Genomic DNA, 25,376 nt, shown 5'->3' with positions numbered 1-25,376 from the left:
ACAGCCGCCGCAGGAGTAGCTCGGGCATCGCGGGGCCGTAGGCAGCGGATTTGGCGGCTGGGCGCGGGCACGATAAGCTTTCGGAGCTGCCGCGGTCCTAGATCGCAGCGAGCATCCTGGTCCCGTCGTCTAGCGGCCTAGGACGCCGCCCTCTCAAGGCGGTAGCGCGGGTTCAAATCCCGTCGGGACTACTTCGAAAAAGCCTCTCAGCCATTCGGCCGGGGGGCTTTTCGCATCGCCTATAAAGCTGCCGCAGCGCGTTTCGCGACCGCACAGCCCTTCGACGCGCTGCCCGATACGGATATGTGCTGTGCGGCGGCAGGGATGTGCTGTGTGTTGCAGCGATTGCGGGAAAATCGTTCGCGCGCAGGGGGATGCGCTGGTTACGTTGAGTCCGGGTGGTCGAGCCCGGCGCGCGACTCGCGTGGTCCGGAATATTCGGGGGCCCGCGGCAATTACTCTGGGGCGCGGAAAGACACAGGCGGATCGACCGGGTCCCTCACGGGAGCCCGGGAAACAGCTCGGTGCGGGACCAGGTTCCGCGGCGGGCGACGCGACGATAGAGGGAGCATGAAGGAGAAGGGGCGCAAGGCCATCGCGACCAACCGCAAGGCGCGGCACAACTACTCGATTCTCGACGTCTACGAGGCGGGGATCGCGCTGGTCGGTACCGAGGTCAAGAGCCTGCGTGAGGGTAAGGCGTCGATGGTGGACGCGTACGCCACCATCGATGACGGTGAGGTGTGGTTGCGCGGTCTGCATGTGCCCGAGTTCTCGCACGGGACGTGGACCAATCACTCGCCGCGGCGCACCCGCAAGCTACTGCTGCACCGCAAGGAGATCGACAAGCTGACCGGCAAGATCAAGGAGTCCAGCCTGACGCTGGTTCCGCTGTCGATGTACTTCGCCGACGGCAAGGTCAAGGTCGAGCTGGCTCTCGCCAAGGGTAAGCAGGACTACGACAAGCGCCAGGATCTGGCCAAGCGGGATGCCGAGCGTGAGGTCGTGCGTGAGGTCGGGCGGCGGATCAAGGGCATGCGCGGCTGAGTCGCAGCTGGTCGAAGGACCTGCGACGCCGGTCGAAGGACCCGCCGCGTGACGCGCGGATAATGGGATGATCCGCTGTTTCAGCGGTGTTAGTATGAGAAGCCCGGTGCGAGCCGGGAGTTCACTCGAATCGGTGAACACAGACGGGGCTGAACGGTTTCGACTGCGTACGTTGATTCAGGGGAAGCGTGTCAGTGCAGGCAGGAGACCACTGTATAAGCGTCGCTGCAACCCTATAAGCGCCGATTCTAATCAGCGCGACTACGCTCTCGCTGCCTAAGCAGTAGAGCGTGTCTGTCAGCCCGGGTTCGCCCTCGACCCGGTCACTGGCATCAGCTAGAGGGCTTTACTGTTCGGCTCGGTCGCGGAGTCGGATGGGACACCAAACAGCGACTGGGATCGTCATCTCAGCTTGTTCGCGAGACCGAGAGATCCGAGTAGAGGCGTAGCGAACTGCACACGGAGAAGCCCTGGAAATGCGGCGGAGGACCCGGGTTCGATTCCCGGCAGCTCCACTGACACGAAAGCCCGGTCCACACGGACCGGGCTTTCGTCGTTCCGGCGGTCGTGGCGGCGGCTAGTGAAATAACGCAATTTCTGAAATATGTCATGCCATTAGTTTTCGGGGCATAAGCATGTTCCGCCGTGGAACGGCGGGTGAATAAATACCGGTGAGTAATAGGCGTTTAGTCATTTAGTAACCCTGGTCACATCGCCTGGTCCGACCAATCACGGGCTGATCACCTCGGTTTACAGCAAGCCGCTATCACCATGTCCCACAGTGCATTTGCGGCTTCAAGTGATACATATTAACATTTCACAAATTGCACGATCCGCGCACGACCGCGAGCGCCCGCGCTCATCAAGTTCGCTGCCGGGGAGGAATCGGTTCACAGCGAATAGATGCGACGACACCGTGAGGTGGCGTCGAACGCGTCTGTCGTAAAGTTTTTTGGGGGCAGTTCATGGCAGCGGTCGTTGCGGTTCGCACCGAACCGGAAAATATTCCCGATGCGCATCCGCGGTTCGCTTTCCGCGGTGTCGCCCTGATGGCGGTGGTCTCCGCGATTGTGCTGACGGTGACGGCGGCACGGTACGACTTCTTCGGCGACGAACTCTATTTCCTGTCCGCCGGACGGCGACTGGACTACACCTACGCGGATCAGGGCGTGGTGGTGCCGCTGTTCGCCCGGATCGCGGACCTGCTCGCGCCGGGATCGGTTACGGCACTGCGGTTTCCGGCTGTCGTCATGGGTGTGGGCGCCATTGTGGTGGCGGCGCTGATCGCCTACGAACTGCGGGGCAACCGCCGCGTCCAACTGCTCGCCGCGGGCACCTATGCGACGTCCTCGCTGCTGGCGACCCAGGTTGCGTTGAGTACGTTCTCCTTCGACGCCACGCTGACAGCGGTGATCACCTGGCTGCTCATCCGCTGGGTTCGTACCCGCCAGGACTGGCTGCTCATTGCGGCGGGACTGGTTGCCGCCCTGGATATGCAGGTGAAGTGGATGATTCCGCTCGTCTGGGGGTGCCTGGGCCTGGCCGTCATCCTGTGCGGGCCGCGGGAAATGCTGCGTCGCCCCGCACTGTGGGTGGCGACGGGCATTCTCGCCTCGTCTCTGATCCCGATTCTCTACTGGCAGTCGCAGCACAATTGGCCACAGCTGGCCATGGGCACGATCATCGGCGCGGAGCAGGATGCGACGGGTTACGGCCCGATCGGATTCATTCCGCAGTGGATCGGTTTGGCGGGCTTCCTCGGAGCATTGCTGATCGCGGTCGCATTCTGGGGCGTGGTCAAGGTGGAGTCGCTGCGGCCGTATCGCTTCATCGTGGTCGCACTGGTGATCATGATCGTGCTGGTCATGCTCACTCACGGCCGGCCCTACTATCCGACGGGATTCTTTCCCGCCGTCTTCGCCCTCGGCGCGGTCGGCCTGTGGCAGTACGACCGGAAACGGTGGATGAACCTGGTGGTGCTCTCGGCCGCCGCGCTCACGGTGCTGACATTCGTCGCCGCGCTCACCGTCCTGCCGCTGCCTTCCAGCTGGCGGACCCCGCCCAAGAACGCCATCGAACTCGGCATCCGGTCGGCGTTTTTCGGGACCACCAATTGGGCGGATATGGTTTCCGCCGTCGACGGCGCCTACGACACGCTGCCGCCGGCGGAAAAGGCGCACGCTGTCATTGTCGCCCAAGGCTATTGGCAGGCGGGCGCCGTCGAGGAGTTCGGCCGCCCGCACAATCTGCCGGCCACGTACAGTCCGAGTCGTGGCTTCGGATTCTTCGGCCCGCCACCGGATTCGGCGACCTCGGTGATCTACGTCGGGTTGAACACCGCCGAGCCCGAACTGCGCACCCGGTTCGATCAGGTGCAGCGGGTGGCGGAAGTCGACGATCCCGAGGGCATCCCCGGCATCGACCGCATGGTCGCCGTCTGGAAATGCCAAGGGCCGAAACAGTCCTGGTCGACCATGTGGGATTCGATGACCACGCTGTACTTCGATCTGGGTCTGTGGCGCGACCCCCGGGCCACCACTCGGCCCACGCACTGAGAGCACACTCGAACGGGCTACAGCGGACTGGATGCGCGGCCTCTGGATGATTGGCGGGGCATAGTTGTTCACGCGCTGGGGCAACCTCGTGTACCGACTACGGTTCGCTGTGCTCGGTACTGTCGTGGCCGGATTGCTGGCGCTGGGTGCGTACGGCCTCGGACTGGCGAGTCATCTCAGTTCCGGCGGACTCGACGACGTCAGCTCGGAATCAGCGCAGGCCGCGCGACTGGCCGCTGCTTCGTTCCCGCAGAACCACGATGTCGATGTGGTTGTGCTCTACACCGCGCCGCCTGGAAAGACCGTCGACGATCCCGAGTTCAGTCGCACGATCGTCGATGACCTCAACAGTCTGCCGCGCCTGTATCCCGGGCAGATCGCCGGCATCAACGGCGCGTACTGGCCGACCGAAACCGGTAGGGCCAGTGGATCGCAACTCGCCACTCCCGACAGAAAGCAGGCCTTGGCGTCGATCGCGATCCGCGGTGAGAGCGACAATGCGATGCTCGACAACTACCGCCGGGTCAAGGACGTCTTCGAGATCCCCGGTGTGGTGGTGCAGGTCGGTGGTTTGAAGCCGGTCGCGGTGACGCTCAACGACACCATGTCCGATGACATCAAGCGCATGGAGGTTCTTGCGTTTCCGCTGGTGGCGGTGCTGCTGTTCATCATCTTCGGCGGTGTGGTGGCGGCGGCGCTGCCATTGATCGTGGGCGGGCTGACGATGATCGGCGCGAACGGCATCATTCGGCTGCTGACCGACTACACCGATATCAATTCGTTTGTCGCGCCGGTTGTTTCGATGATCGGCCTGGGTTTGGCCATCGATTACGGGCTGTTCATCGTCAGCCGTTTCCGGGAGGAGCTCGCCGAGGGGTACGACACACCGGCGGCGGTGCGGCGGACGGTGATGACGGCCGGGCGCACCGTGGTGTTCTCCGCGACCATGATCGTCGCCAGTGCCGGCGGCATGCTGCTCTTCCCGCAGGGTTTTCTCAAATCGATTGCCTACGGCGCGATTTCGGCCGTATCGCTGGCGGCGCTGACTGCGATCACGGTGCTGCCCGCGCTGCTGGCCGTGCTCGGCCGGCGCGTGGACATGCTGGGTATCAAGCGGTTACGCAAGACCAGGACCGCGGCGGAGGTCGAGAACGGCTTCTGGGGCAGGACCGCGCGCTGGGTCATGCGGCGTCCGGTGAAGGTCGGTGGCGCCCTGTTCATCGGACTACTGCTGTTGATCCTGCCGGTGCACAATCTGGCCTTCGGCGGATTCAGTGAGCGATACCTGCCGCCGAACAACACAACTCGGCTCGCGCAGCAGCAGATCGACGCGGCGTTCCCGGGGCGCAGGTCCGATCCGATCGAATTGGTCTTCGCCGCCGCCGACAGCACCACGGTGGGCGCGGTCTGGCAGCGGGCGAACGAGGCGCCGGGGCTTTCCGGGAAGTTCGATGTGCCACAGCGATCCGCCACACAGCCGGATATCTACCGGACCCACGCGCTGCTGACGGACTCCGACCACGCCGATGCCACCATCGACTACCTGCGGTCGATCCGGACTACCGACGGGGTGAGCATGCTCGTCGGCGGGGTGCCGGCTGTTCAGAAGGACAGTCTGGACGCGCTGGAGAGCCGGTTGCCGTTGATGATCGGACTGGTGCTGCTTGTCACGACGCTGCTGATGTTCCTGACCTTCGGCTCGCTGATTCTGCCGATCAAGGCGGCGATCATGAGCGCGCTCGGGCTCGGTTCGACCCTGGGCATTCTGACCTGGATCTTCATCGACGGTCACGGCGCCGGGCTGCTGAATTTCACGCCGCAGCCGATCCAGGCGAATGTGCTGGTGCTGATCATCGCCCTCATCTACGGCCTGTCCACCGACTACGAGGTCTTCCTGTTGTCGCGAATGGTCGAAGCCCGCGCGAAGGGCGCCTCCACCTCCGAGGCGATCCGCATCGGGACCGCGCATACCGGTCGCATCATCACCGCGGCGGCGCTCATCCTGCTCGTGGTCACCGGCGCCTTCGCCTTCTCGGATCTGGTGTTGATGCAGTACATCGCGTACGGGATGATCGCCGCACTGCTCATCGACGCCACCGTGCTGCGCATGCTGCTGGTGCCGGCGACGATGAAACTGCTGGGCGACGACTGCTGGTGGGCGCCGAAGTGGATGAAGAAGATCCAGCAGAAGATCGGTCTGGGCGAACCCATCCTCGACGATGAACGGCCCGCCGGCGACATCATCGACCTCGCCGAGGCCATCCGGGCCACCGATTCGGCGAGCATGCAACTCCGGTAGTCACCGAATCACTCCATTCGATTCTGCGATCTTGTCGATCCGGCGGAGCGGTGTTCGTCGGTACTAGCGAGCCGTCCCTTCGGCTCGACCGGCAGATCCGCAATCTCAGGAGTTCGACAGATGAGTACCCAGCCCAAGCCGCTTGCACGATTCGTGGTCATGTACGACCTGCCCGCCGACGTCGAGGCCTTCGAACGCCACTACTGGGATGTCCATATCCCGCTCGCCAAACAGCTGCCCGGCCTGCGCCGCTATACGGTCAGCAAGGATGCGCGGCCGGTCATCGGTGAGCCGTATTACCTTGTCGGCATGCTCGATTGGGATGATATGGCCGCGCTCGGTGCGGCATTCGACTCCGAGATCGGGCAGCAGTGTGCCGCCGATGTTTCCATCCTCGCCGGGTACTCGACCATCCGCAGCATGGTTGTCCAGCTCGACGAGGCATAGCTTCGGGCTGGGCTCACGGAGTGGGGGGCGGGCGGTTGGGGACGAGGAGGGTGGCGATGGCGGCGCCGATCGGGAGGGCGTTGTTCTTGTCGGCGTCCGCGGTGGGGCCGAGGGTGGCGTAGACGACGATGGTGGTGGCGGTTTCGGTGTCGTAGAAGGCGACGCCGTTGTAGCCGCCGTAGGCCGGGTTCATGAAGAGCCAGTCGGCCAGGTGGGGGACGCCGAAGGCGAAGTACTTCGCGGTGGTGAGGGGGCCGAGGCCGGCGGTGGAGGGGGCCATCATCTGCTGGAATTGGCTGGGGGAGAGCAGTTCTCCCTTGCCGAGGGCGCGGACCCAGCGGCCGACGTCGGTGAGGGTGGAGTTCATATTGCCGCTGTGCAGGAATGCGGTCGGGTTCCAGAAGGTGGCGTCTTCGAAGATCTTTCGCTCGTCGGTGTAGCCGTGCAGGATCGGCTCGTCGATCCGGGCGTCGAGCACCACTGTGGACTGCTTCATGCCGAGCGGATTCAGGATGTACTGGGAGATCAAGTCGCCCAGGGATTTTCCGCTGGCCTTCTGCAGTACCTCGCCGAGCAGAACCAGGTCGCTGTGGGCGTAGGCGAAGCTGGTTCCGGGGTCGAACAGCGGTGGGCGGGCATTGGCCAGGTCGAGTAGTTCCTGGGCGGTCCAGGTGTGGAATGGGTTGTCGCCGAAGCGTTTCAGGAAGTCGGGATCGGTGACGTAGTCGGAGATTCCGGAGGTGCTGTCGGCGAGCATGCGCGGGGTGATGCGGTCGGCGCGGGGGAAGTTCGGCAGCCATCGGGCGATGGGCTCGTCCATTTTCAGCACACCGGCTTCGTCCAGGTGAAACAGCACGGTGGAGAGCATCGGCTCCATCGGCTGGCCCACCCGCAGCTGCATATCGGGGGTGGCGGGGACGCCGAGGGGGGAATCGCCCACCGCGCCTATGACGACCGGTTCCTTATCGCGCCACACACCGAAAACCGCTGCGCTGAGATCGAGTTGGGCCAGTTTGGTGCGCACGATATCGGTGATCTGGGCGGCCTGCGGTGAGGGAGCGGCGGATTCGGGTGAACTCGAGTCCCGATCCGACCCGCAGGCAGTGATGATCATGGTGAGTGCGATCAGCGCCGCACCCGCTCGGCATCGATTCCACATAGCCATTACCGCAAGCCCTTCGTCTATGAAACGGCCTGAGCAGCGTGTATCGGAATCTACGCCGGTGTCGGACACGAAAAAAGGCCCGGTCCTGCCGGACCGGGCCTTCGTCCTATTGCTAGCCTCCCGCGCGGCGGCGGAAGGTGCGCTTACCGCCCGCCTGGGCGTGCGTGCCGCGTACCTTTGCGGCGTTCTGAGCGGCTCCGCCGGCTGAGGCGTGGCCGTTCTTCCGTTCGAGGGCTTCGCGGAACTTCCGCTTGGTCGCCGCTTCCGGCGATTCGGTCGCTTCGTCCGCTAGCTGTTCGGCTGGGACTTCTTGTTCATCGGCCATGGGCCCAGCCTGCCACTTCCGGCCGCCGGACAGTAGCTGGTGTGCGCCGATCGCGGCCGATTCAGGCGCCGGATTCGCCGTACGCTGCGGCGATCTCCTTGGAACCGCCCCAGCGGCTGTAGGTGGGGGACTGCGGCCAGCCGTCGGGGGAGTCCTGCCAGACCTCCTGCCGGCCGTACGGGAGCAGATCGATCAGGGGGAAGGTGTGGCTGAGTTGTTCGGTGCCGCGGCCGTTGGTGTGCCAGGTGCGGTAGACGGTATCGCCGTCGCGGAGGAAGACATTGACGCCGAATCCGCCGCCGGGCGGTGCGTCGATATCGCTGCCGAAGGAACTGTTCGCCGTGGAGTACCAGGTCATCTTGTTCCCGACCCGCCGCTTGTAGGCGAGCGCCTCGTCGATCGGCCCCTGGGTGACGATGACGAACCGGGCGTCGTAATTGTCCAGGAACTCCAATCGCGTGTACTGCGAGGTCAATCCGGTGCAGCCGGGGCACTGCCACTCCTCGCCCGGGAACCACATGTGGTTGTAGACGATCAGCTGCGGCTTATCGCCGAAGATCTCCACGAGCCGGACCGGTCCGTCCGCGCCCTCGAGGGTGTAATCGGGCATCTCGACCATCGGCAGTCGGCGTCGCTGCGCGGCGATCGCATCGAGCTCCCGAGTCGCGGCCTTCTCCCGGACGCGCAGCGCGTCGAGTTCACGCCGCCAGGTATCGGCGTCGACCACAGGTGGCAGTGCTTTGGTGCTCATAGGGTCCTCCCAGACCGTGCTCACACATTGCGGGCTCGTAGATACAGACACCGCCCACTCACCGAATTAATCGGTCCCCGCCGACCGGATCGGAGACATCCCCGAACGCCTGGTGCAACCGCCGGATTGTGGGTATCTCCCGACTATGTTCGCCATTGTCGCCGCAGTACTTTTCGCCATCGCCCTGTTGATCGAACTCGTGAAGTGGGCCACGACCATCGGAGTGGTGGCTCTCGTCATCGCCGGCCTGCTGGCCCTATCCCTCCACCACGGGGGATTCAGCTCCCGCATCCAGTCGCAGGGCGGCGGATTGCGGTCGCGGAAGTGGGGCCGCCGCCGGTTGTAACCGCCGGGATGGCAGGATTCAGCGCGAAAATCTAATGGTTTCAGCGCTTTTGGAGGTCCAGCCGTGCGTGTTCTCGTCACCGGAGCCAACCGTGGGATCGGGGCCGCGATCGCGGCCCACCTTGTCAGCGAGGGGCATACGGTGTGGGGGACACATCGCGGCGCCGCTGTGCCCGAGGGGGTGCGTGGGGTGGAATGCGATGTCACCGACGATGATTCGGTGGATGCCGCGTTCACGCACATCGAGACCGAGGACGGGCCGGTGCAGGCGGTGGTCGCCAATGCGGGGATCACCGATGACACCCTGATCCTGCGGATGAGCAGTGCGCAGTTCGGCCGGGTGATCGATACCAACCTCACCGGGGTGTTCCGGGTGGTGAAGCGCGCCACCCGGAATATGGTCAAACACCGGGCCGGGCGCATTGTCATCATCGGGTCGGCTTCGGGGCTGTCGGGGATGCCGGGACAGGTCAACTACACCGCGGCCAAGGCCGGTGTCGTGGGCATCGCGCGGTCGCTGGCCCGCGAATTGGGTTCGCGCGGAATCACCTCCAACGTCATCGCTCCCGGCTTCACCGAGACGGATATGGCGGCCGGGGTCAGCGAGAAGGTTGTCGCGACCGCCCTGGCCGCCATCCCCCTCGGCCGGTTCGGCAAGCCCGAGGAGGTCGCGGCCACTACCGCATTCCTTCTTTCACCCGGTGCTGCTTACATCACCGGCACTGTGATCAATGTGGATGGTGGTATCGGCATGGGGCACTGATTCGTTCGGGTTTCGGTTCGCATCGGGGTGTTCGATTGCGGACTTGATTTTTGACAGGGTGGCGGTCATGCCCTCGGCCATTTCCAGGTCGAAGGGGTCTTCGCCGCCCAGGGCGTGTTCGACTATGGTGCGGGAGATCCAGGTCGTGCCTGCCGGGGGGATGGTGCGGCGGTGGGTCAGCCGGGAACCTGTTGGGGTGGGGGCGATTTCGAAGGACCAGACGCTGCGGTTGGTCAGGGTCCGGAATGCTATGGCCCGGTGGGGTTCGTAGCGTTCGATGCGGGATGCGGTGGGCCAGTACTTCCAACCCTGCCGATTCATATTCAGGGTGTGACTGCCTTCGCGAAGGGCGCCCAGGGGGAGCATCAGGCGGCATTGCGCGCTCCACTCGGGCATGCGTTCCAGGTGCGAGACGATGCTCCAGACCTGCTCCGGTGTGGCGTCGATATCGATGGTCGCGGTGAGGTTCTTCTTCGTCATTGCTTCCCTCTTGCCTGGTGAAATGCAGAAGATGCCATCGAAGGATGATTCTAGTAATCACTTGATGGCATGGTCAATGCCTGCGACTGCGGTTCCCTCGGGCCGAGTGATAATGACCGGATGACACCTGAGGCCAGCGGCTCGACGCGGGAGCGGCTCATGCGTTCGGCGCTGAAACTGTTCGCGGACAGGGGTTTCGCGGGTACCACCGTCGGCGATATCGAGGGCGAGGCCGGGCTGGCGCCCCGGGGCGGCGGCTTCTACCGGCACTTCCCCTCGAAGGAGGAGGTTCTCGCGGCCGCCGTCGACAGTCAGATCGGTGAAACCGAGCGGGGTCAGGCGGCAGTGCTCGGGCTCCTACCCCTCGGCGATCTACGCTCCGAGCTGACATTGGTGTGCCGTTGGCTGCTCGGTGCCATCGATCAGCAGCGAGACCTGTTCCGAGTCGTCGAGCGGGACGGCGACCGATTTCCCGAACTGCGCGACCGCTGCCGAGTCCATCTCGTAGATGCCGCGCATCTGGCCGCCGTCGAGTTCACCGGGAGGTGGGCGGGGGAGATGAGCCGTCCGTCCCACGATCCGCAGGCCTCCGCGGCCATCATGATCGGCGCGGTATTCAACTACAGGCATTCGCAGTGGACCTACGGCCAACCGCCGCTCGGCGTCGACGAGACCCGCTTCATCACCTCGTGGGTGGACTACTGCTACGACCTGATGACAGGGACCACCAACTCAGGGTGAAGAACCGCGGTGGTGGTTGACGGGGTCCGGGATCGGGCGCATGGTGGGCCGATGGGTGATGGGGTGCGTGACGGGCTGAAGTTGAGCAGTCTCGACAGTGCGCTGTTCGACGGTGCCGATGCGACCAAGGGTGAGCTCATCGACTATTTGGAGGCGGTGGGGGAGCGGCTGGTTCGGGTGGTGCGGGGGCGGCCGCTGTCGGTGGTGCGGGTGCGGCCGGGGCAGGAGCCGTTCATGCAGAAGAATCTGCCGAAGTACACGCCCGAGTGGGTGAATCGGGTGTCGGTGTGGGCGGGGAGTTCGAAACGTGAAGTGTCGTATGCGCTGTGTGATGATGTGCGGACGCTGTTGTGGTTCGGCAATCAGCGTGCGGTCGAGTATCACGTGACGCTGCTGATGGCCGAGAATCTGATCGATTACTCCGGTGGCCCAACGCATCTCGTGCTCGATATCGATCCCGCGCCCGATCAGCCGTTCCAGCAGGTGGTGGCCGCCGCCGAGCTGATTCATCAGGCGCTGACCGCCGATGGGCTCGCGGGTGCGGTGAAGACCAGCGGCTCCAAGGGCGTGCACATTTTCGTGCCCGTCGAACAGGTGGGCATCGAGGATGCGGCGGCCGCCACCCGCGCCATCGCGGCCCGCGCCGAACGGCTGGATCCGGCGCTGGCCACCACGGCCTTCATTCGAGAAGACCGCGGCGGCAAGGTCTTTCTCGACTCCACCCGTGCGGGCGGCGCGACGGTGGCCGCCGCCTACAGTCCGCGGATCCGGCCCGGCGCGACGGTGTCGTTCCCGGTGCGCTGGGCCGATCTCCCCGATATCCATCCGCGCGACTTCACGATCCGCACTGCCGCAAAGGAACTCGGCGATCGCGACCCGTGGGCGGAGCTCATGCCGCCGCCGCAGACCCTGCCCGCCGACCTGATCGCGGAGGGTCACACCATCCCGGTGGCGCGGGTGCAGGCCATGCACGAGGGCAAGCGCCGCGCCCGCGCCCGCCGCGACACCTGAGCCGGTCCTAGCTGGCGGGCAGACCGGTGAGCCGGGCCGAAATATCCCAGAGTTGTTCGCCGACAGCCGGATCCGTGACCTGCTTATGGGTGGGTTCCTGGCGGCGGTGCTTATTGAAGTAGGCGCCGTTGATCGACTCCGGATCGGCGACGGTGGCCAGTTCGATCAGCGGGGCCGCGCCCTTCTCGGCGCTCGGAAGGAAGTAGCGGCCGACGCGCATGAGGGGTCCGAGGATCGAGTCCTCGCGCATCACCTCGGTGGCCGTGCCGCCGGGGTGGAAGGCGGTGGCGGTGAGCTTCTCCTCCCGGCGCGCCAGTTCGCGGGTGAACAGCAGCACCGCGAGTTTGGCTGCGCCGTAAGCCCGTTGGCCGCCGAGCCCGTCCAGATTGTTCAGATCCAGGGTGGCGAACCGGTAGGCGATGCTGCCGGTATTGATCACCTGCGCTTCGGACAGGGACGGCAGCAGCAGGTTGGTCAGCAGGAACGGCGCGAGATAGTTGACCTGGAAGGTCATTTCGTGGCCGTCGGGGGTGAGGCGGCGGCCGGAGAAGACGCCGCCGGCATTATTGGCCAGCACGTCGATCCGCCGATCGCGTAGTTTCTCCGCCAGTTCACGAACGTCGTCGAGCCGGCTGAAGTCGGCGGTGTGGTACTCGGCCTTGATCGAATCGGCTACGGCGCGAGTCTTTTCCGGCGAGCGGCCGACGACCACGACCGTGGCGCCGAGTTCGGCGAAGCGGGCGACGGCGGCGGCGCCGATGCCCGAGCTCGCTCCGGTGACGACCACCGTGCGGCCCTGCAGATCTGACATATCGATTACTCCTAGGGTGCTGTCGAGCCACTGTATGCCAGCGCCAATAATTGCAGTTTCTGAAATATTGCAGTTTATGCTAAATTTTCGGCATGTCCCCAGTAGAACATGGCGAGGCGCCGATCGGTCTGCGGGAGCAGAAGAAGCGGCGGACCCGGCTGGAACTGTGCCTGGCCGCGCGGCGATTGGCGGTCGAGCGGGGGCTCGATGCCATGACAGTGGAGGATGTAGCGCACGCGGTGGGGGTTTCGCCGCGCACCTTCTTCAACTACTACGAGACGAAGATGGATGCGGTGGTGGGACCGGTCAGCGATATCGGCACGCTTCGATCGCAGGAGGAGTTTGTCGCCGGTGGGCCCAGCGGTGTGCTGATCGATGATCTGACGGCGTTGTACGCCTCCGCGTATGAGCCGGAAGACGAAGCGCGCGAGGGTATTTCGCTGATCACCCAGCTCATCACCCTCGAGCCCAGGGTGCTGGCGGGCTTCGTCGCCGCCGGCGCCCGGCACGAGGCGGCGCTCGGCGAACTGCTGACCGCGCGGATGGGTAGTGCGGTGCCGCCCGAATTCGCTTCGCTCACAGCGGGACTCATGTCGACTCTCACCACGAGAGCCGCCATGTCGATGGCCGCCGATCCGACCAGATCGCTGGCCGATGCTCTACACGATCAATCCGTTATGGCTGCTCGGCTGTTCCTACGGCCCGAAGACAGGAGAACGAGATGACCGCGACGGCTGCTGCGCCGCCGACCCCGATTGTCCTTACCCAGAAACGGATCTGGCTCATCTTCTCGGCGCTCATCGCGGGGATGTTCCTGGCCAGCCTGGACCAGACGATCGTGGGCACCGCCATGCCCACCATCGTCGGTGATCTCGGCGGCATCTCCCAGATGGCTTGGACCACAACGGCATACCTGCTGGCGACCACCATCGTCATGCCGATCTACGGAAAGTTCGGTGACCTGTTCGGCAGGCGCTGGCTGTTCCTGTTCGCGATCGCGGTCTTCACCGCCGCGTCCATCGGCGCCGCGGCGGCCACCGGCTTCTGGGAGTTCGTCACCTTCCGCGGGCTGCAGGGTGTCGGCGGCGGCGGTCTGATGATCTTGGCGCAGGCCATCATCGCCGATGTGGTCCCCGCGAAGGATCGCGGTAAGTACATGGCCCCGATGGGCGCCATCTTCGGCATCACCTCGGTGGCCGGACCGCTGCTCGGCGGCTTCTTCGCCGACGATCTCAGCTGGCGCTGGTGCTTCTGGCTGAATGTGCCGATCGGGCTCGCGGCGCTGGTCATCGCCTTCCGCTATCTGTCGATCCCCAGCCACCGGCCGACGACCCGGCCCGATTACCTCGGTGTGGTGCTGATGTCGTCCTCCACCGCACTGCTGATCCTGATCACCGATTGGGGCGGTAAGCAGTACGCATGGGGTTCGGCGGTGATCATTTCGATGATCGTGGCGCTGGTCCTCGCGGTCGCGGCATTCATCATTGTGGAGGCGCGGGCCGAGGAGCCGATGCTGCCGCTGTGGCTGTTCCGCAATCGCACCTTTGTGCTGACCTCGGCGATCGGCCTGATTCTCGGTCTGGTCATGTTCGCGGCGCTCGGTTTCCTGCCGACGTACCTGCAGATGGCCACCGGCACCACCGCCGCGGTCTCGGGCCTGCTGTTGATCCCGATGATGGTCGGCATGATGGCGACCCTGATCGCCTCGATGGCGGTAATCACCAAAACCGGTCGCTACCGGGTGTATCCGCCCGTGGGAGCGCTGATCATCCTCGCCAGCCTGCTGTGGCTGACCGGGCTGAACGCGCACACCTCGATGTGGGTCATCGGCGGCATGCTCTTCACCATGGGCGCGGGTCTGGGCCTGATCATGCAGATCATCGTGCTGGTGGTGCAGAACGCGGTGGCGCCGGATCAGATCGGCACCGCGACCAGCGCCAACAACTATTTCCGCGAGATGGGCGGTGCGATCGGCGTCGCGGTCTTCGGCTCGATCTTCACGCACCGGCTGACCGAGGGGCTCACCGACGCCTTCCGCTCACACGGCGCGGAGGTGATCGGCTCGCACCTGGATCCGAGCAATCTGGTGCCGACGGTGGTCAAGCATCTGCCCACCGGTCTGCACGATGCCATTGTCGATGCCTATGTGCAGGCGCTGGTCCCGGGGTTCTGGTATCTGATTCCGGGCGCGATCATCGCCTTCGTGCTCGCCCTGTTCATTCCGCAGCTGACGCTGTCGGATCAGGCCGGCATGGTGGCCCGTGGCGAAGCCGTCATGGAAGAGGATGCGCCTGCGCCACAGGCTATTTCGACGCCGAGCTGAGTAGTTCGATCTCGTCTCCGTCCAGCGTGAGCTCGGCGGAGGCGAGCAGCGCCCGCAGCTGATCGGGTGTGCGGGCGCTGGCGATCGGCGCGGCCACGGCGGGCTGGGCGCGCAGCCAGGCGAGTGCCACGGCGGCGACCGGGACATCGTGCGCGGCGGCGACCCCGTCGAGGGCGTCCAGCACGCGGATGCCGCGCTCGTCCAGGTAGGCGCGAGCGCCCGCCGCCCGTGGGCTCGGCGCGCCGGATTCGTCGGCGCCGGGCCGGTATTTCCCGGTAAGGAAGCCCTTGGCCAGCCCGTAATAGGGCAGTACGGCCAGCTTTTCGCTGACGCACAGCTCGGCGAGTTCGCCCTCGTACACCGTGCGATCCATCAGGTTGTACCCCGGCTGCACGACCTGGTAGCGGGCCAGGCCCTCGCGGTCGGAAACGGCCAGCGCCTCGGCCAGTCGTGGTGCGGTGTACTGCGAGGCGCCCAGGTACCGCACCTTGCCCGCCCGCACCAGTTCGTCGAACGCGCCCAGGGTTTCGGCGAGCGGGACCTCGGCGTCGTCGTGGTGGGCGTAGTACACGTCGATGTGGTCGGTGCGCAGCCGCCGCAGTGAATCCTCCACGGCCGCGCGGATATTGGCGGCGCCCAGCCCGGGGCGCCCACTCCATTTGGCGACCTTGGTGGCAATGAACACCGCATCGCGGTTGCCGCGACTCTCCAGCCACTCGCCGATGATGCTCTCGGATTCACCGCCCGAATTGCCCGGAACCCAGGCGGTATAGGCATCGGCGGTATCGATGAGATTGCCGCCCGCCGCGGCGAACGCGTCCAGTACCGCGAAGGATTGCTCCCGATCAGCGGTCCAGCCGAACACGTTCCCGCCCAAGCACAGCGGATAGATATCCAGGTCGGTCGTTCCCAGAAGTGCCATGCCGACCAACCTAGTCGCTGCCGCGCCCGCAGGCTCGCAGCGTCACTCGGGCAGCGGTTGCAGCCGCCCGCGCGAGCGCATGATGGGGAGATTGTGCTGCAGCAACCAGTTCTCCATGACCATGGTGTAGCGGCCGCCGCGCACCGCCAGCAGTGATTCGGAGACGATCGGGCGCGCGTAGCTCACCTGCTGCTCGTCCCACTTGTGCCGGAAGTCGGCGAACTGCCACAGCCGGCGATGCGATTCCTGCGCCCAGGTGGTCTGGCCGTAGCGGCCGATAATGCCGCGGTGCCAGGCCACACCCTGATCCACCTGATCGTCCCAATTGAGCATGAGCTGCTTGGCCTCGTCGGAGAAGGACCATTCGAGCATGTAGATGCCGGGCTCATGGGTCGGAAAGGTCTCGTAGTAGGCGCGATTGGCGGCGATCAGGCGGCGCTGCGGAGTGTAGAAGGACAGCAGGTCGCTGTCGGCCTCGTCCATTTCGGTCAGCATCATCGAGGTCACCGCGCTGTGGAACTGCTCCATGGTCGGCAGGTCCAGCGTCTCGTTCATCCCGGGCAGCGCCGGATAGGGCGCGGCATGGCCGGCCAGATCGCAGACGTATCGCCATTCGTCCTCGCTGGCGTGGTACGTCTCGGTCAGCAGCCGCAGGATTTCGACGGAGACCTGTCCGACCTCGTCCCGCTCGACCTTGGTCAGGTAGCTGGCGGTGATGTGGGCTTCGTTGGCCGCCCGCTCCCGGCTGAATTTCTTGGTCGGGGGCAGGGCGCCCGTCTCGTGTCGCTGCCGCTCCTCACGCTGCCGCAGGAAGGTGAGATATTGCCCCAGCGTGGAGTTTTCGGGGTCACGCATCGTGCTAGAGATGTCCTGTTCTGCTATCGGCCGTCCGGACTGACTGCGCCCGCCGCCAGTATCGTATGCACTGTCAGTGCATATTGTGGCGGGGGTGGTTCCGGCCGGGCGGCGGCAGAATTCCGCTGCTAGTGTCCACGGACATGGGATACGAGACTGTGTCTGCCGCAGGCGGATTGGCGACCGAGCCCTTCGAGCTGACCGCCGATTTCTACCAGGACCCGCATGCGGCGTACGACCAGTTGCGCACCCGGGGGCCGGTGAACTACGTCCGGTTCCCCGATGCCAGCACCGGCTGGCTGATCACCGATTACGACGCGGCCAAGGCGGCGTTCATGGAACCGGCGATCAGCAAGGTCCTGAAGTCTCCCGGTGCGCGAACGGCGCTGGCTGCCAATGGCGGTGGCAATAATCTGGCGAACAGCATGTTCAAGGACATGCTGGTGTTCTACGACCCGCCGGAGCACACCCGGCTGCGCGTGGTGGTCAACCGGGCGTTCGGCAGCCGGGCGATCAGCGTGCTCGAGCCCCGCATCACGGCGGTCGCCGATGCCCTGCTCGCCGAGCTGGCGACCGGCGCGGCCGACCGGGATCTGCTGGAGGACTACGCGGTTCCGCTCGCGGTGACGGTCATCTGTGAGCTGCTCGGTGTGCCCGACCGGGACCGTGACAATTTCCGGACCTGGTCGACCATGCTGGTCTCGAGCGACCATCCCAATGATGTGCGCATGGCGGCGGTGCAGGAGTTCGTCGTCTACATCGACCAGCTCGTCAATGCGAAAACCGCTGCGCCCGAGGCGGATCTGCTGTCCGAGCTGCTCACCGCGGAGGAGGGCGAGGACCGGCTCACCCATCGGGAACTGATCAGCATGGTGTTCCTGCTGCTGGTCGCCGGATTCGAGACGACCGCCCACCTCATCGGGAATGCGGTTGCAACGCTGTTGACCGACAACAAGTCTCGCGAGACGCTGCGCGAGGATTCCGGCCGGATTCCCGACTTCATCGAGGAGGTGCTGCGGTACCGGTCGCCGACCAGCGAGACGACATTCCGGTATACGACGGCTCCGATCACCGTGGCGGGCATCGACATTCCCGCCGGTGAGCTCATTGTGATCTCGGTGGCGGCTACAGGCCGCGACCCGCATCGATTCGCCGAGGCGCACCAGGTCGACATCGACCGGACCGATAATCAGCACCTCGCCTTCGGCCACGGCATCCACCGCTGCGTCGGCGCGCCGCTGGCCAGGATGGGCGGCGCCATCGGCCTCGCCCGGCTGCTGGACCGCTACCCGGATCTCGAACTCGCGCCCGGCGCCGAACCCGAATGGCGCCGCAGCTATGTGATCCGCGGCCTCACCACGCTTCCGGTGCGCCTGGGCAACTGACCACCGGCACGACTCGTCAAGGACGTGCGCATAACGAAGGGGGTTATGCGCGCGTCCTTGACGAGTCGACGCTACGTGGAGGTCTGGCCGTCCAGCGTTTCGCGGAGGATATCGGCGTGCCCGGCATGCTGGGCGGTCTCGGCGATGACGTGGATCAGCACCCGGCGAATGCTGCGCACCGCGCCCGGTTCGTTCCAGGGGGCCTCGGGGAGGGGGTGCGCCGCCGACAGATCCGGGACGGTGGCGATGATCTCCGCGCTGCGCTGGGCAATGCGGTGGTAGCGCTCGAGGACTCCGGCCAGCGTGTCACCGGGCAGCATGTGAAAGTCGTTCTGGTGATCGATTGCCCACTGCGGGAATTCGCGGGCGGCGCCGGAGGCGAGGTCGGCCCAGGTCACGCCTTCGGGCAGGTCGTACCGCATGGCCGAGGGGCCCTCGACCGCAAATCGCATCCACTCCTCTTCGATGGAGGCCACATGCTTGATCAGCCCGCCCAGGCACAGCGCGCTGGCGGTCGGGCGCTGCCCGGCCTGTTCGTCGCTCAGGTCGCGGGTGGTGATGATCAGCGCTGCTCGCGCGGTCGCGAGTTCGGCGAGCAGTTCGGTGCGCTCGGGGTCGAGAATCGTTGCGGTCATGGTGAAGGGGTCCTTCCGGTCGTGGACTGGCAGGGACAACAGTCGCAGGGGTAGCGGCCAGGGTGTGTCCTCTTCTCGTGGCAGTATCGGAAATATGAAGACCTCGGCGCGACTGCTCTCCCTGCTTTCGCTGCTGCAGGCGCGCCGGGACTGGCCGGGGGCGCTGCTGGCCGAGCGGCTGGACATCAGTCCGCGCACGGTGCGCCGCGATGTCGATCGGCTGCGCGAACTGGGCTATCCGATCCGGGCGCTGAAGGGTCCCGATGGCGGGTACCGGCTGGACGCGGGGACGGAACTGCCGCCGCTGCTGTTCGACGATGAGCAGGCTGTCGCGCTGGCCGTCGCCCTGCAACTGGCCACCACCACCGGCGCCGGTATCGAGGAAGCCGCGGCCCGCGCGCTGAACACCGTCCGTCAGGTCATGCCCGCACGGTTGCGGCACCGCATCGACGCGCTGCGCATCACCGCGGTCGCGCGGCCCGCGGTCCGGCCGAATCCGCAGGCGGACAGCGGGGTGCTGCTCGCGCTCAGTGCCGCGATCGATGCCTGTGAAGTGCTTCGCTTCGACTATGCCCCAGCGGAATTCGATGCGCCGCCCCGCCGAGTACAGCCCCATCACCTCGTCACCTGGGGTGAGCGCTGGTACCTCGTCGCCTGGGATCTCGATCGAGAAGACTGGCGCACCTTTCGTGCCGACCGCATCAGCCCGCGCGCTCCCACCGGTCCCCGTTTCACCCCGCGTGAATTGCCCGGCGGAGACGTAGCGGCGTTTGTCGCCAACAGGTTTCAGGGTTCGGACGGTTCCGGTGACTGGCCGTGCCGAGGCGAGGTGATCCTGGACGCTCCCGCCGCGGTGGTCCGGCAGTACACCCGCGACGGAATCGTCGAAGAGCTCGGCCCGCACCGCTGCCGGCTCGAGATGGGATCGTGGTCATGGCCCGGATTGGCCGCTGCCATAGGCAGTTTCGACGCCGATATCGAAATCGTCGGCCCGCCCGAACTCGTGACCGCCTTCGCGCACCTGGCTCGCCGTTACGAGGCCGCCGCTCGAAGTATTACGACAGAGGCAAGGCCCACGCCCTGATCGGACTGTGGGCCTTGGGCTTTCGGGGTATCGGATTCAGAGGGTGCGGTCGAAGAGCGCCAGCATTTCCTGCCAGTGCCGGGCGTCGCCCGCCTCGTCGTATCGGCTGGTATCGGCCTGGGTGTAGCCGTGGCCCGCACCGGGGTAGACCTCGGCGCGGTAGGTCACTCCGGCGGCGGTCAGCGCCTCGTTCAGGTGCTCGATCTGCTCGGCCGGCAGCGACGGATCCTGGTCCGCATGACCGAAATACAGTTCTGCGGTGATCCGGTCGGCGAGCAGATGCGGACTGTCGGGCTGATCGGTGGCCAGCCGGCCGGCGTGGAACGCGGCCGCCGCGGCGATCCGGTCGGGGAAGTGCTCCGCCGTGAGCAGAGCCGTCCGGCCGCCCATGCAGTAACCGGTGACGCCCACTCGATCACCGCTCGTCAGCGGTGACGCCGACAACCAGTCCAGGTAGCTCCCCGCGTCCTGCATGGCCAGATCCGGCGTCAGCGCCGCCATCATCGGCCCGATGTCCGAGAAGATCGAGGCCTTGCTCATATCGATGAATTCCGGCAGCTCGAGCAACGGCGCCCGCCCGCTCCGATAGAACAGATTCGGCAGCAGGACGGTGTACCCGTGCGAGGCGATCCGCCGTGCCATGCCCTCGAGCTGCGGGCGAATCCCGATGGCGTCCATGAACATCAGGACACCCGGGTGGGGCGCCCCATCCGCCGGGCTCGCCAGATAGGCGTCCGCGACACCATCCGCGGTCGGCACATCCACCTGCACGCCGTTCACCGAACTCACGTCGGTTACCTCCTTGTAGATGCGATACCAAGCAGCAGCCTGACACCCACGTTCGCATCCGTCGAGGAGCGACACGTCTCCGTCGCAGCGGTGGTGCAGGACAATCGACATTTCAGTCGGTCGACCTTCGGTGACCTCGAGCGGTACCGCAGAGATCGCTGAGAGTCATCCGCGGGGCGGCGTTGAGGTGGTATGAACGGCGGAGGCCCGGCCCGGCCGGACCGGGCCTTCCGCATTGCGAAGCATGCACGAAAATGCTTATGCCTCAGCGGTTTCGCGCTGGATCTGGGCCATGGCTTCCTGCTGGATCTGCTCGAACTGGGCGCCCATGGCCTCGGCCAGGGCGGTGGCGCCGGAGAGGGGGCGGACCATGACCGTGAAATCGACGATCTTGCCCTCCTCGTCGAATTTCAGGAAGTCGCAGCCGGAGAGCTTCTTGCCGGCGACGGTGGCCTCGAAGACGAGAGCGTGGTCGCGGCCATTGCTGTCGGCGATCTCGCGGACGTAGTGGAAGTCCTCGAAGACCCGCATGACCGCGCGCAGGATGGCCGCGGTGATCGCCTTGCCGGGGTACGGCTTGAAGGCTACCGGGCTGGTGAAAACTACATTTTCAGCCAGCAGCGCTTCGATGGCCTGCTCGTCGCGGGCTTCCACGGCCTGTCGGAAGGAATTCATCGGCACCTCGTATGCAACTCGTTGAATAGGTCCTTCGGACGGTACATGAACATCCGGTGTCCGTGAACCGCTGATCCTCAGCGGTCGGCGAGCAGTAGTGCGGCCACATGGGTGACTGTTTCGACACCCTCGTCGTACCCGCCGGCGCCGCCGAGTGAGTTCATGATCGCCAGCGTGTAGCGCTGGCCGGGGCCGGCGAAACCGACGGAGTTGATCACCCAGCCGGTGTCCTCCTCGGACCAGCCGTCCTTATTGCCCGGCTCTTCGGCCGCGCCCGCGCCCCAGACGCCCCACTGCTGGACCGGGTCGACATTCTGCATCTGCTTGACGAGATACGCGGTGTCGGCCTCGGGGAGTGCGGTGAGCGCGTGCACGATGAGCCGGTCCAGGTCATCGGCGGTGCATTTCTGCAGGCCCCAGTACGGCTCGGCGGTCTGCGGGCGCAGGTCGGTCATCCCGTATTGCGTGAAGCCGGTGTTGTATTCGGTCTGATCGGCGCCCGAATAGCGCTGCCACAGTGCATCGGCGGCGTCATTGTCCGAGCTGTGCAGCATGCGCTGGATATTCTCGCGATCGGAGGCGGAGAGGGTGATCGAACCCGCGTCCGCTCGGGTGAAGAGATCGACGACCATGGCGAGTTTCATGGTCGAGGCCGCCCAGATGCGTGTGCCCGCATTGTTATTGCGGAAGGTTCCGCCGCCCACGCGATCGCGGATGACATATCCGACGGTGCCGGGCCGCGATGCCAGATACTCGTTCACCGCCGAAATGCGTTCTCGCATATCGCAATCCAATGGCGGGCACGGTGCTGGCAGCGGCATCTTCGTTGTCGGGGCCCACATGGTCGGCGGCGGCGGTGTGCTGGACGTCGGTGCTGCCACGCGCCCGGCATCGCCTATCGAGCACCCGGCGAGTAGCACCGACGCACCGAGAGCAATGCCGACAATGCCCCGCCTCATCGCCCGAACCTAGCCGATCCGCCCGCTGGAAGGGAGTAGGCGCGAGCTCGATATTGACACCATCTCACTGAGACTATAGGTTTAGTCCCATTGCAACGGTATCGCTGAGACTATTGGAGTAGAGATGACCACCGTGACCGCGCATCCCGAGCTCGCCGAGATCCTGGCGGGCCTGCCCGACCGGGCGGATTCCTTCGCCGATATCGCGTCAACCAGGCGGAACTTCCAGGCCGCAATGGACCTGCTGCCCATCGATACCTCGCGCGTGACCATCGACAATCTGGAGATCGACGGCCCGGACGGCAATCGGATTCCGATCAGCGTCTACCGGCCGAAGGGTGTGACCGGCCCGCTGCCGGGTGTGCTGCACATCCACGGCGGCAGCTTCGCCTTCGGCGCTTCCGCGCCGGGAGGCGACCGCACCGCCATCGATATTGCGGAAGAGGTTGGTGCGGTGGCGATTTCGGTCGGCTACCGTCTGGCCCCGGAGCATCCCTATCCGGCGGGGCTGCACGACTGCTACGCGACCCTGGAGTGGATGGCGAAGTCCGCGAACGAACTCGGGATCGACGACACCCGCATCGCGGTGACCGGAAAATCGGCCGGCGGCGGGTTGAGCGCCTCGCTGACCCTGCTCTCGCGTGATCGCGGCGGCCCGGCCATTGCCTATCAGTCGCTGTACATTCCGACCGTCGACGATCGGCACGACACCGAATCGGCCCGGCGCATCACCGATCCCCGCATTGTCAACGGCGCCTCGATTGCGCGGACTTACCGGAACTACCTGCCGGACGTGACCGCCGTTCCGGTCTACGCCAGCCCGGCCCGCGCCACCGATCTGTCCGGGCTGCCACCGGCTTTCGTGCTGGTGTGCGATATGGATCCGCTGCGTGACGAGGGACTGGACTACGCCCGCCGCCTGATGGACGCCGGAATTCCGGTCACCGTTCACAATGTTCCGGGCGCCTGGCACTTCTTCGAGCTGCATGCCTCGCACACTCGCCTGGCGCGCGATACTCGGCAGCGCTGGCTCACGGATCTGCGCCTGGCACTGCAGGATTGAGAAAGGCGGGAGTGAGAAAGACCCGGTCCAAGCGGACCGGGCCCTCGTTTCGGGTACTACCGATCGGCCAGCCAGCTGCCGTGGAAGCCGTAGGGAACACGGCGCGGCAGATGCACACTGGCCACCGGCGGAGCCGACAGATCGGCGGCGTCGAGGATAACCAGATCGCTGCGATCGGTGGCGGCTTCGTACACGTAGGTCATGAGATATCCGCTGCCGCCGGGGTTTTCGTCGGCGGGAGCGAAGGCGGCTTCGGCCGGTACGCGGCCCGTGCCGAATTCGTGCGTGGTGCTCGCGCCGGTCAGCAGGTCGTAGCGGACGAGTGCGCCGCCCTCGCCGGATTCTCGGGCATTGCCGGAGATGGTGGCGTGCCCGAAGCGGGAGTCGAGGCTGGTCAAACGGTCGTCTATGCGCGGGAATTCGGCGGCGCGGTCATCGAGCTGCTCCTCGCGCACCGTGCCGGTGGCCGGGTCGACAGTCCAGCGCCACAGTGATGCCGCGGTGAACGAATCGGATCCGGTGCGCCACAGCTGTGGATAGCGCATGACGTACAGGACGATCCGGCCCGCTTCGTCGAAAGCATTGAGGGAGTGGAAGACATAGCAGGGGTCGATCGGGAACCAGGCGATCGTGCCGTGCGGGTCGTCGCGGCGCAGGACGCCGAGCCGGGCCTGGTAGTCCTCGCGCCACCGGAACGGCATTCCGGCACCGGTTTTGGCGACATCCAGTTCGAAAACCACTGGGAGATCCATGAATACGACGTGTTCGGCGGTGAGGGCGAAATCGTGGTGCATGGTCGCCGCGGGGACCTCGATCGGGCGGCTCAGCAGCAGCTTGCCCGTGGCATCGGCCCGATGGTAGGTGAGGAACGGCGGCCCGGTGACCTCGTAGCCGAAGAAGTGCAGTTCGCCGGTGCGCGGGCAGGTTTTCGGGTGCGCGGTCATGGCGGTGTGCAGGGCGCCGTCGAAATCGTAGGGGCCCACGGTGTCCAGTTCGCTGGTCAGCTCGTAGGGGTAGGACGATTCGACCAGTGCGAGCGTGCGCCCGGCGTGCCGGATGACGTGGGTGTTCGCCACACCGGCGGTCAGATCACGGGTGCCGTCGCCGCGGTAGGGGCTGGCGCCGTCGGTGAAGCTGGTGGTGCGCACCCAGCGATTGCGGTAGGACACGGCGCGACCGGCTTCCAGGCGGACGCCGTGCACCATGCCGTCGCCGACGAACCAGTGGCTGGAGGCGGCCTCGTGCGGGTTGGGGCCGTTGCGCAGATACCACCCGGACAGCTCCGGGGGAATGCGGCCCGTGACCGAAAGTTCCTGTGCGGTCAGTTCTTCGGTGACCGGGGCGTAGTTTCCGGTCAGATACGGCGGGGACATGGTCATGACGGATCCACCAGCTTCTTCGCCTGGGCCTGCACCCGGGCCACGTAGGTGAGGGTGAAGGCGACCGGGATCGCGAAGGCCGCGACCTGGACGGCGGTGCGCAACCCCGAGGAGGAATGGGCGAGCGCGGTGAGCGCCACGCAGCCGATGACGAAACTCGCGGTCCACACCCAGGTGATGACGTAATTGGTGCGGAGGAATCCCGGATGCTCCCACAGTTCGCGCGGGGTGCTCTGCTTGGCGATGGCCAGGGTGAACGGATTGCGCAGTGCGAGTGTGGTTCCCGCGATGAGCGCGAGTACACCCGAGGACAGCGCCGGTGTGTAGGGGTGCAGCGCGGTGTCCGGATCGGCGAAGGCGAGCACCGTCAGCGCCGCGAAGAAGACCGCGGAGCCGATGTCGATGATCAGTGCGTCCCACTTCTGGCCGGCGCGGGTCTGGCGGATGATTCCGGCGATCGAGATGCCGAAGGCGATGAGGGCGGCCCACTTCCAGTACTGGGCGGGGATAATCGCGTAGACGATCCAGGGGGCGAAGGTGCGCAGGTAGGACATCGTCGAAAGCTCC

Annotated in this window: 26 protein-coding genes, 1 tRNA gene and 1 other RNA gene; 15 read left to right on the top strand and 13 right to left on the bottom strand. The window is 65.7% G+C overall.

Annotated features, from left to right (window positions below):
- The first annotated feature begins 118 nt into the window (after positions 1-118).
- The 6 genes from OG326_RS36405 to OG326_RS36380 all read left to right on the top strand — a co-directional run bounded on the left by OG326_RS36405 (position 119) and on the right by OG326_RS36380 (position 6,348).
- Positions 119-191, top strand: a tRNA-Glu gene (locus OG326_RS36405).
- Positions 192-570: 379 nt separating this feature from the next.
- Positions 571-1,047 carry an SsrA-binding protein SmpB gene (smpB, locus tag OG326_RS36400; RefSeq protein ID WP_297614304.1) on the top strand — a complete coding sequence of 159 codons (477 nt, stop codon included), beginning with the start codon at positions 571-573 and terminating at the stop codon, positions 1,045-1,047.
- 145 nt (positions 1,048-1,192) lie between these two features.
- Positions 1,193-1,565, top strand: a transfer-messenger RNA (tmRNA) gene (ssrA, locus tag OG326_RS36395).
- Between the two features lie 447 nt (positions 1,566-2,012).
- Positions 2,013-3,602 carry an ArnT family glycosyltransferase gene (locus tag OG326_RS36390; RefSeq protein ID WP_327141655.1) on the top strand — a complete coding sequence of 530 codons (1,590 nt, stop codon included), beginning with the start codon at positions 2,013-2,015 and terminating at the stop codon, positions 3,600-3,602.
- 64 nt (positions 3,603-3,666) lie between these two features.
- A complete protein-coding gene (locus OG326_RS36385) occupies positions 3,667-5,901 on the top strand; it encodes an MMPL family transporter (protein WP_327141654.1) in 2,235 nt (744 codons plus the stop codon).
- 120 nt (positions 5,902-6,021) lie between these two features.
- Positions 6,022-6,348 (top strand): EthD family reductase, encoded by a 327-nt coding sequence (locus OG326_RS36380; protein WP_327141653.1) that lies wholly within the window; start codon positions 6,022-6,024, stop codon positions 6,346-6,348.
- A gap of 13 nt (positions 6,349-6,361) precedes the next feature.
- Here OG326_RS36380 and OG326_RS36375 read toward each other — a convergent pair whose 3' ends face one another.
- The 3 genes from OG326_RS36375 to OG326_RS36365 all read right to left on the bottom strand — a co-directional run bounded on the left by OG326_RS36375 (position 6,362) and on the right by OG326_RS36365 (position 8,589).
- On the bottom strand, positions 6,362-7,513 hold the full coding sequence (locus OG326_RS36375; RefSeq protein WP_327141652.1) for a serine hydrolase domain-containing protein: 1,152 nt from the start codon (positions 7,511-7,513) through the stop codon (positions 6,362-6,364).
- A 112-nt stretch (positions 7,514-7,625) separates the two neighbouring features.
- Positions 7,626-7,838, bottom strand: coding sequence for a DUF5302 domain-containing protein (locus OG326_RS36370; RefSeq protein ID WP_327141651.1), 213 nt, complete (start codon positions 7,836-7,838; stop codon positions 7,626-7,628).
- A gap of 61 nt (positions 7,839-7,899) precedes the next feature.
- Positions 7,900-8,589 carry a DUF899 domain-containing protein gene (locus OG326_RS36365; protein WP_327141650.1) on the bottom strand — a complete coding sequence of 230 codons (690 nt, stop codon included), beginning with the start codon at positions 8,587-8,589 and terminating at the stop codon, positions 7,900-7,902.
- Positions 8,590-8,734: 145 nt separating this feature from the next.
- On the opposite strand from OG326_RS36365, the gene OG326_RS36360 reads away from it, so the two are divergent.
- Together OG326_RS36360 and fabG are read left to right on the top strand one after the other, a co-directional pair.
- Positions 8,735-8,935: a hypothetical protein gene (locus OG326_RS36360; protein ID WP_327141649.1), complete on the top strand. Its 201-nt coding sequence runs from the start codon at positions 8,735-8,737 to the stop codon at positions 8,933-8,935.
- A gap of 63 nt (positions 8,936-8,998) precedes the next feature.
- Complete coding sequence (fabG, locus tag OG326_RS36355; RefSeq protein ID WP_327141648.1) at positions 8,999-9,697, top strand: 3-oxoacyl-ACP reductase FabG; 699 nt, start codon at positions 8,999-9,001, stop codon at positions 9,695-9,697.
- Here the strand turns inward: fabG and OG326_RS36350 are convergent.
- On the bottom strand, positions 9,629-10,177 hold the full coding sequence (locus OG326_RS36350; RefSeq protein ID WP_327141647.1) for an SRPBCC family protein: 549 nt from the start codon (positions 10,175-10,177) through the stop codon (positions 9,629-9,631). The two genes, fabG and OG326_RS36350, sit on opposite strands and share 69 nt — an antisense overlap.
- 120 nt (positions 10,178-10,297) lie before the next feature.
- Here OG326_RS36350 and OG326_RS36345 point away from each other — a divergent pair, with 120 nt between their 5' ends.
- Entirely contained in the window at positions 10,298-10,918 is a 621-nt protein-coding gene (locus tag OG326_RS36345; RefSeq protein ID WP_327141646.1) for a TetR/AcrR family transcriptional regulator, read from the top strand.
- Positions 10,919-10,969: 51 nt separating this feature from the next.
- Positions 10,970-11,929 (top strand): DNA polymerase domain-containing protein, encoded by a 960-nt coding sequence (locus OG326_RS36340; protein ID WP_327141645.1) that lies wholly within the window; start codon positions 10,970-10,972, stop codon positions 11,927-11,929.
- A 7-nt stretch (positions 11,930-11,936) separates the two neighbouring features.
- On the opposite strand, the gene OG326_RS36335 is transcribed toward OG326_RS36340, so the two are convergent.
- A complete protein-coding gene (locus OG326_RS36335) occupies positions 11,937-12,740 on the bottom strand; it encodes an SDR family NAD(P)-dependent oxidoreductase (RefSeq protein ID WP_327141644.1) in 804 nt (267 codons plus the stop codon).
- 92 nt (positions 12,741-12,832) lie between these two features.
- Between OG326_RS36335 and OG326_RS36330 the strand changes: the two genes are divergently transcribed.
- Both OG326_RS36330 and OG326_RS36325 read left to right on the top strand, forming a co-directional pair.
- The gene (locus OG326_RS36330; protein ID WP_327141643.1) at positions 12,833-13,465 is read left to right on the top strand and encodes a TetR/AcrR family transcriptional regulator; all 633 of its coding nucleotides are present in this window, start codon (positions 12,833-12,835) and stop codon (positions 13,463-13,465) included.
- On the top strand, positions 13,462-15,063 hold the full coding sequence (locus OG326_RS36325; RefSeq protein ID WP_327141642.1) for a DHA2 family efflux MFS transporter permease subunit: 1,602 nt from the start codon (positions 13,462-13,464) through the stop codon (positions 15,061-15,063). Before OG326_RS36330 ends, OG326_RS36325 begins: the two co-directional genes overlap by 4 nt.
- On the opposite strand, the gene OG326_RS36320 is transcribed toward OG326_RS36325, so the two are convergent.
- A complete protein-coding gene (locus OG326_RS36320) occupies positions 15,044-15,985 on the bottom strand; it encodes an aldo/keto reductase (protein ID WP_327141641.1) in 942 nt (313 codons plus the stop codon). The genes OG326_RS36325 and OG326_RS36320 overlap by 20 nt on opposite strands.
- A gap of 42 nt (positions 15,986-16,027) precedes the next feature.
- A complete protein-coding gene (locus tag OG326_RS36315; protein ID WP_327141640.1) occupies positions 16,028-16,840 on the bottom strand; it encodes an MmyB family transcriptional regulator in 813 nt (270 codons plus the stop codon).
- A gap of 143 nt (positions 16,841-16,983) precedes the next feature.
- Between OG326_RS36315 and OG326_RS36310 the strand changes: the two genes are divergently transcribed.
- Positions 16,984-18,225 carry a cytochrome P450 family protein gene (locus OG326_RS36310; RefSeq protein WP_327141639.1) on the top strand — a complete coding sequence of 414 codons (1,242 nt, stop codon included), beginning with the start codon at positions 16,984-16,986 and terminating at the stop codon, positions 18,223-18,225.
- A 71-nt stretch (positions 18,226-18,296) separates the two neighbouring features.
- Here OG326_RS36310 and OG326_RS36305 read toward each other — a convergent pair whose 3' ends face one another.
- The gene (locus tag OG326_RS36305) at positions 18,297-18,860 is read right to left on the bottom strand and encodes a DinB family protein (protein ID WP_327141638.1); all 564 of its coding nucleotides are present in this window, start codon (positions 18,858-18,860) and stop codon (positions 18,297-18,299) included.
- Between the two features lie 94 nt (positions 18,861-18,954).
- On the opposite strand from OG326_RS36305, the gene OG326_RS36300 reads away from it, so the two are divergent.
- On the top strand, positions 18,955-19,944 hold the full coding sequence (locus OG326_RS36300) for a helix-turn-helix transcriptional regulator (protein ID WP_327141637.1): 990 nt from the start codon (positions 18,955-18,957) through the stop codon (positions 19,942-19,944).
- A 36-nt stretch (positions 19,945-19,980) separates the two neighbouring features.
- On the opposite strand, the gene OG326_RS36295 is transcribed toward OG326_RS36300, so the two are convergent.
- The 3 genes from OG326_RS36295 to OG326_RS36285 form a co-directional block, all read right to left on the bottom strand.
- Positions 19,981-20,733 carry a dienelactone hydrolase family protein gene (locus OG326_RS36295; protein ID WP_327141636.1) on the bottom strand — a complete coding sequence of 251 codons (753 nt, stop codon included), beginning with the start codon at positions 20,731-20,733 and terminating at the stop codon, positions 19,981-19,983.
- A 258-nt stretch (positions 20,734-20,991) separates the two neighbouring features.
- A complete protein-coding gene (locus OG326_RS36290; protein ID WP_327141635.1) occupies positions 20,992-21,408 on the bottom strand; it encodes a nuclear transport factor 2 family protein in 417 nt (138 codons plus the stop codon).
- Between the two features lie 77 nt (positions 21,409-21,485).
- Positions 21,486-22,190 carry a tat pathway signal sequence gene (locus OG326_RS36285; protein WP_327141634.1) on the bottom strand — a complete coding sequence of 235 codons (705 nt, stop codon included), beginning with the start codon at positions 22,188-22,190 and terminating at the stop codon, positions 21,486-21,488.
- A gap of 301 nt (positions 22,191-22,491) precedes the next feature.
- Between OG326_RS36285 and OG326_RS36280 the strand changes: the two genes are divergently transcribed.
- Positions 22,492-23,430: an alpha/beta hydrolase gene (locus tag OG326_RS36280; protein WP_327141632.1), complete on the top strand. Its 939-nt coding sequence runs from the start codon at positions 22,492-22,494 to the stop codon at positions 23,428-23,430.
- Between the two features lie 56 nt (positions 23,431-23,486).
- Here the strand turns inward: OG326_RS36280 and OG326_RS36275 are convergent, their stop codons facing one another.
- On the bottom strand, positions 23,487-24,809 hold the full coding sequence (locus OG326_RS36275; RefSeq protein ID WP_327141631.1) for a carotenoid oxygenase family protein: 1,323 nt from the start codon (positions 24,807-24,809) through the stop codon (positions 23,487-23,489).
- Entirely contained in the window at positions 24,806-25,363 is a 558-nt protein-coding gene (locus tag OG326_RS36270; RefSeq protein ID WP_327141630.1) for a hypothetical protein, read from the bottom strand. The genes OG326_RS36275 and OG326_RS36270 overlap by 4 nt, the downstream gene beginning before the upstream one ends.
- Between the last annotated feature and the right edge of the window lie 13 nt (positions 25,364-25,376).

The sequence above is a fragment of the Nocardia sp. NBC_01327 genome, assembly GCF_035958815.1.
GTDB lineage: Bacteria > Actinomycetota > Actinomycetes > Mycobacteriales > Mycobacteriaceae > Nocardia.
This window is presented reverse-complemented; position numbering and strand designations above follow the sequence as displayed.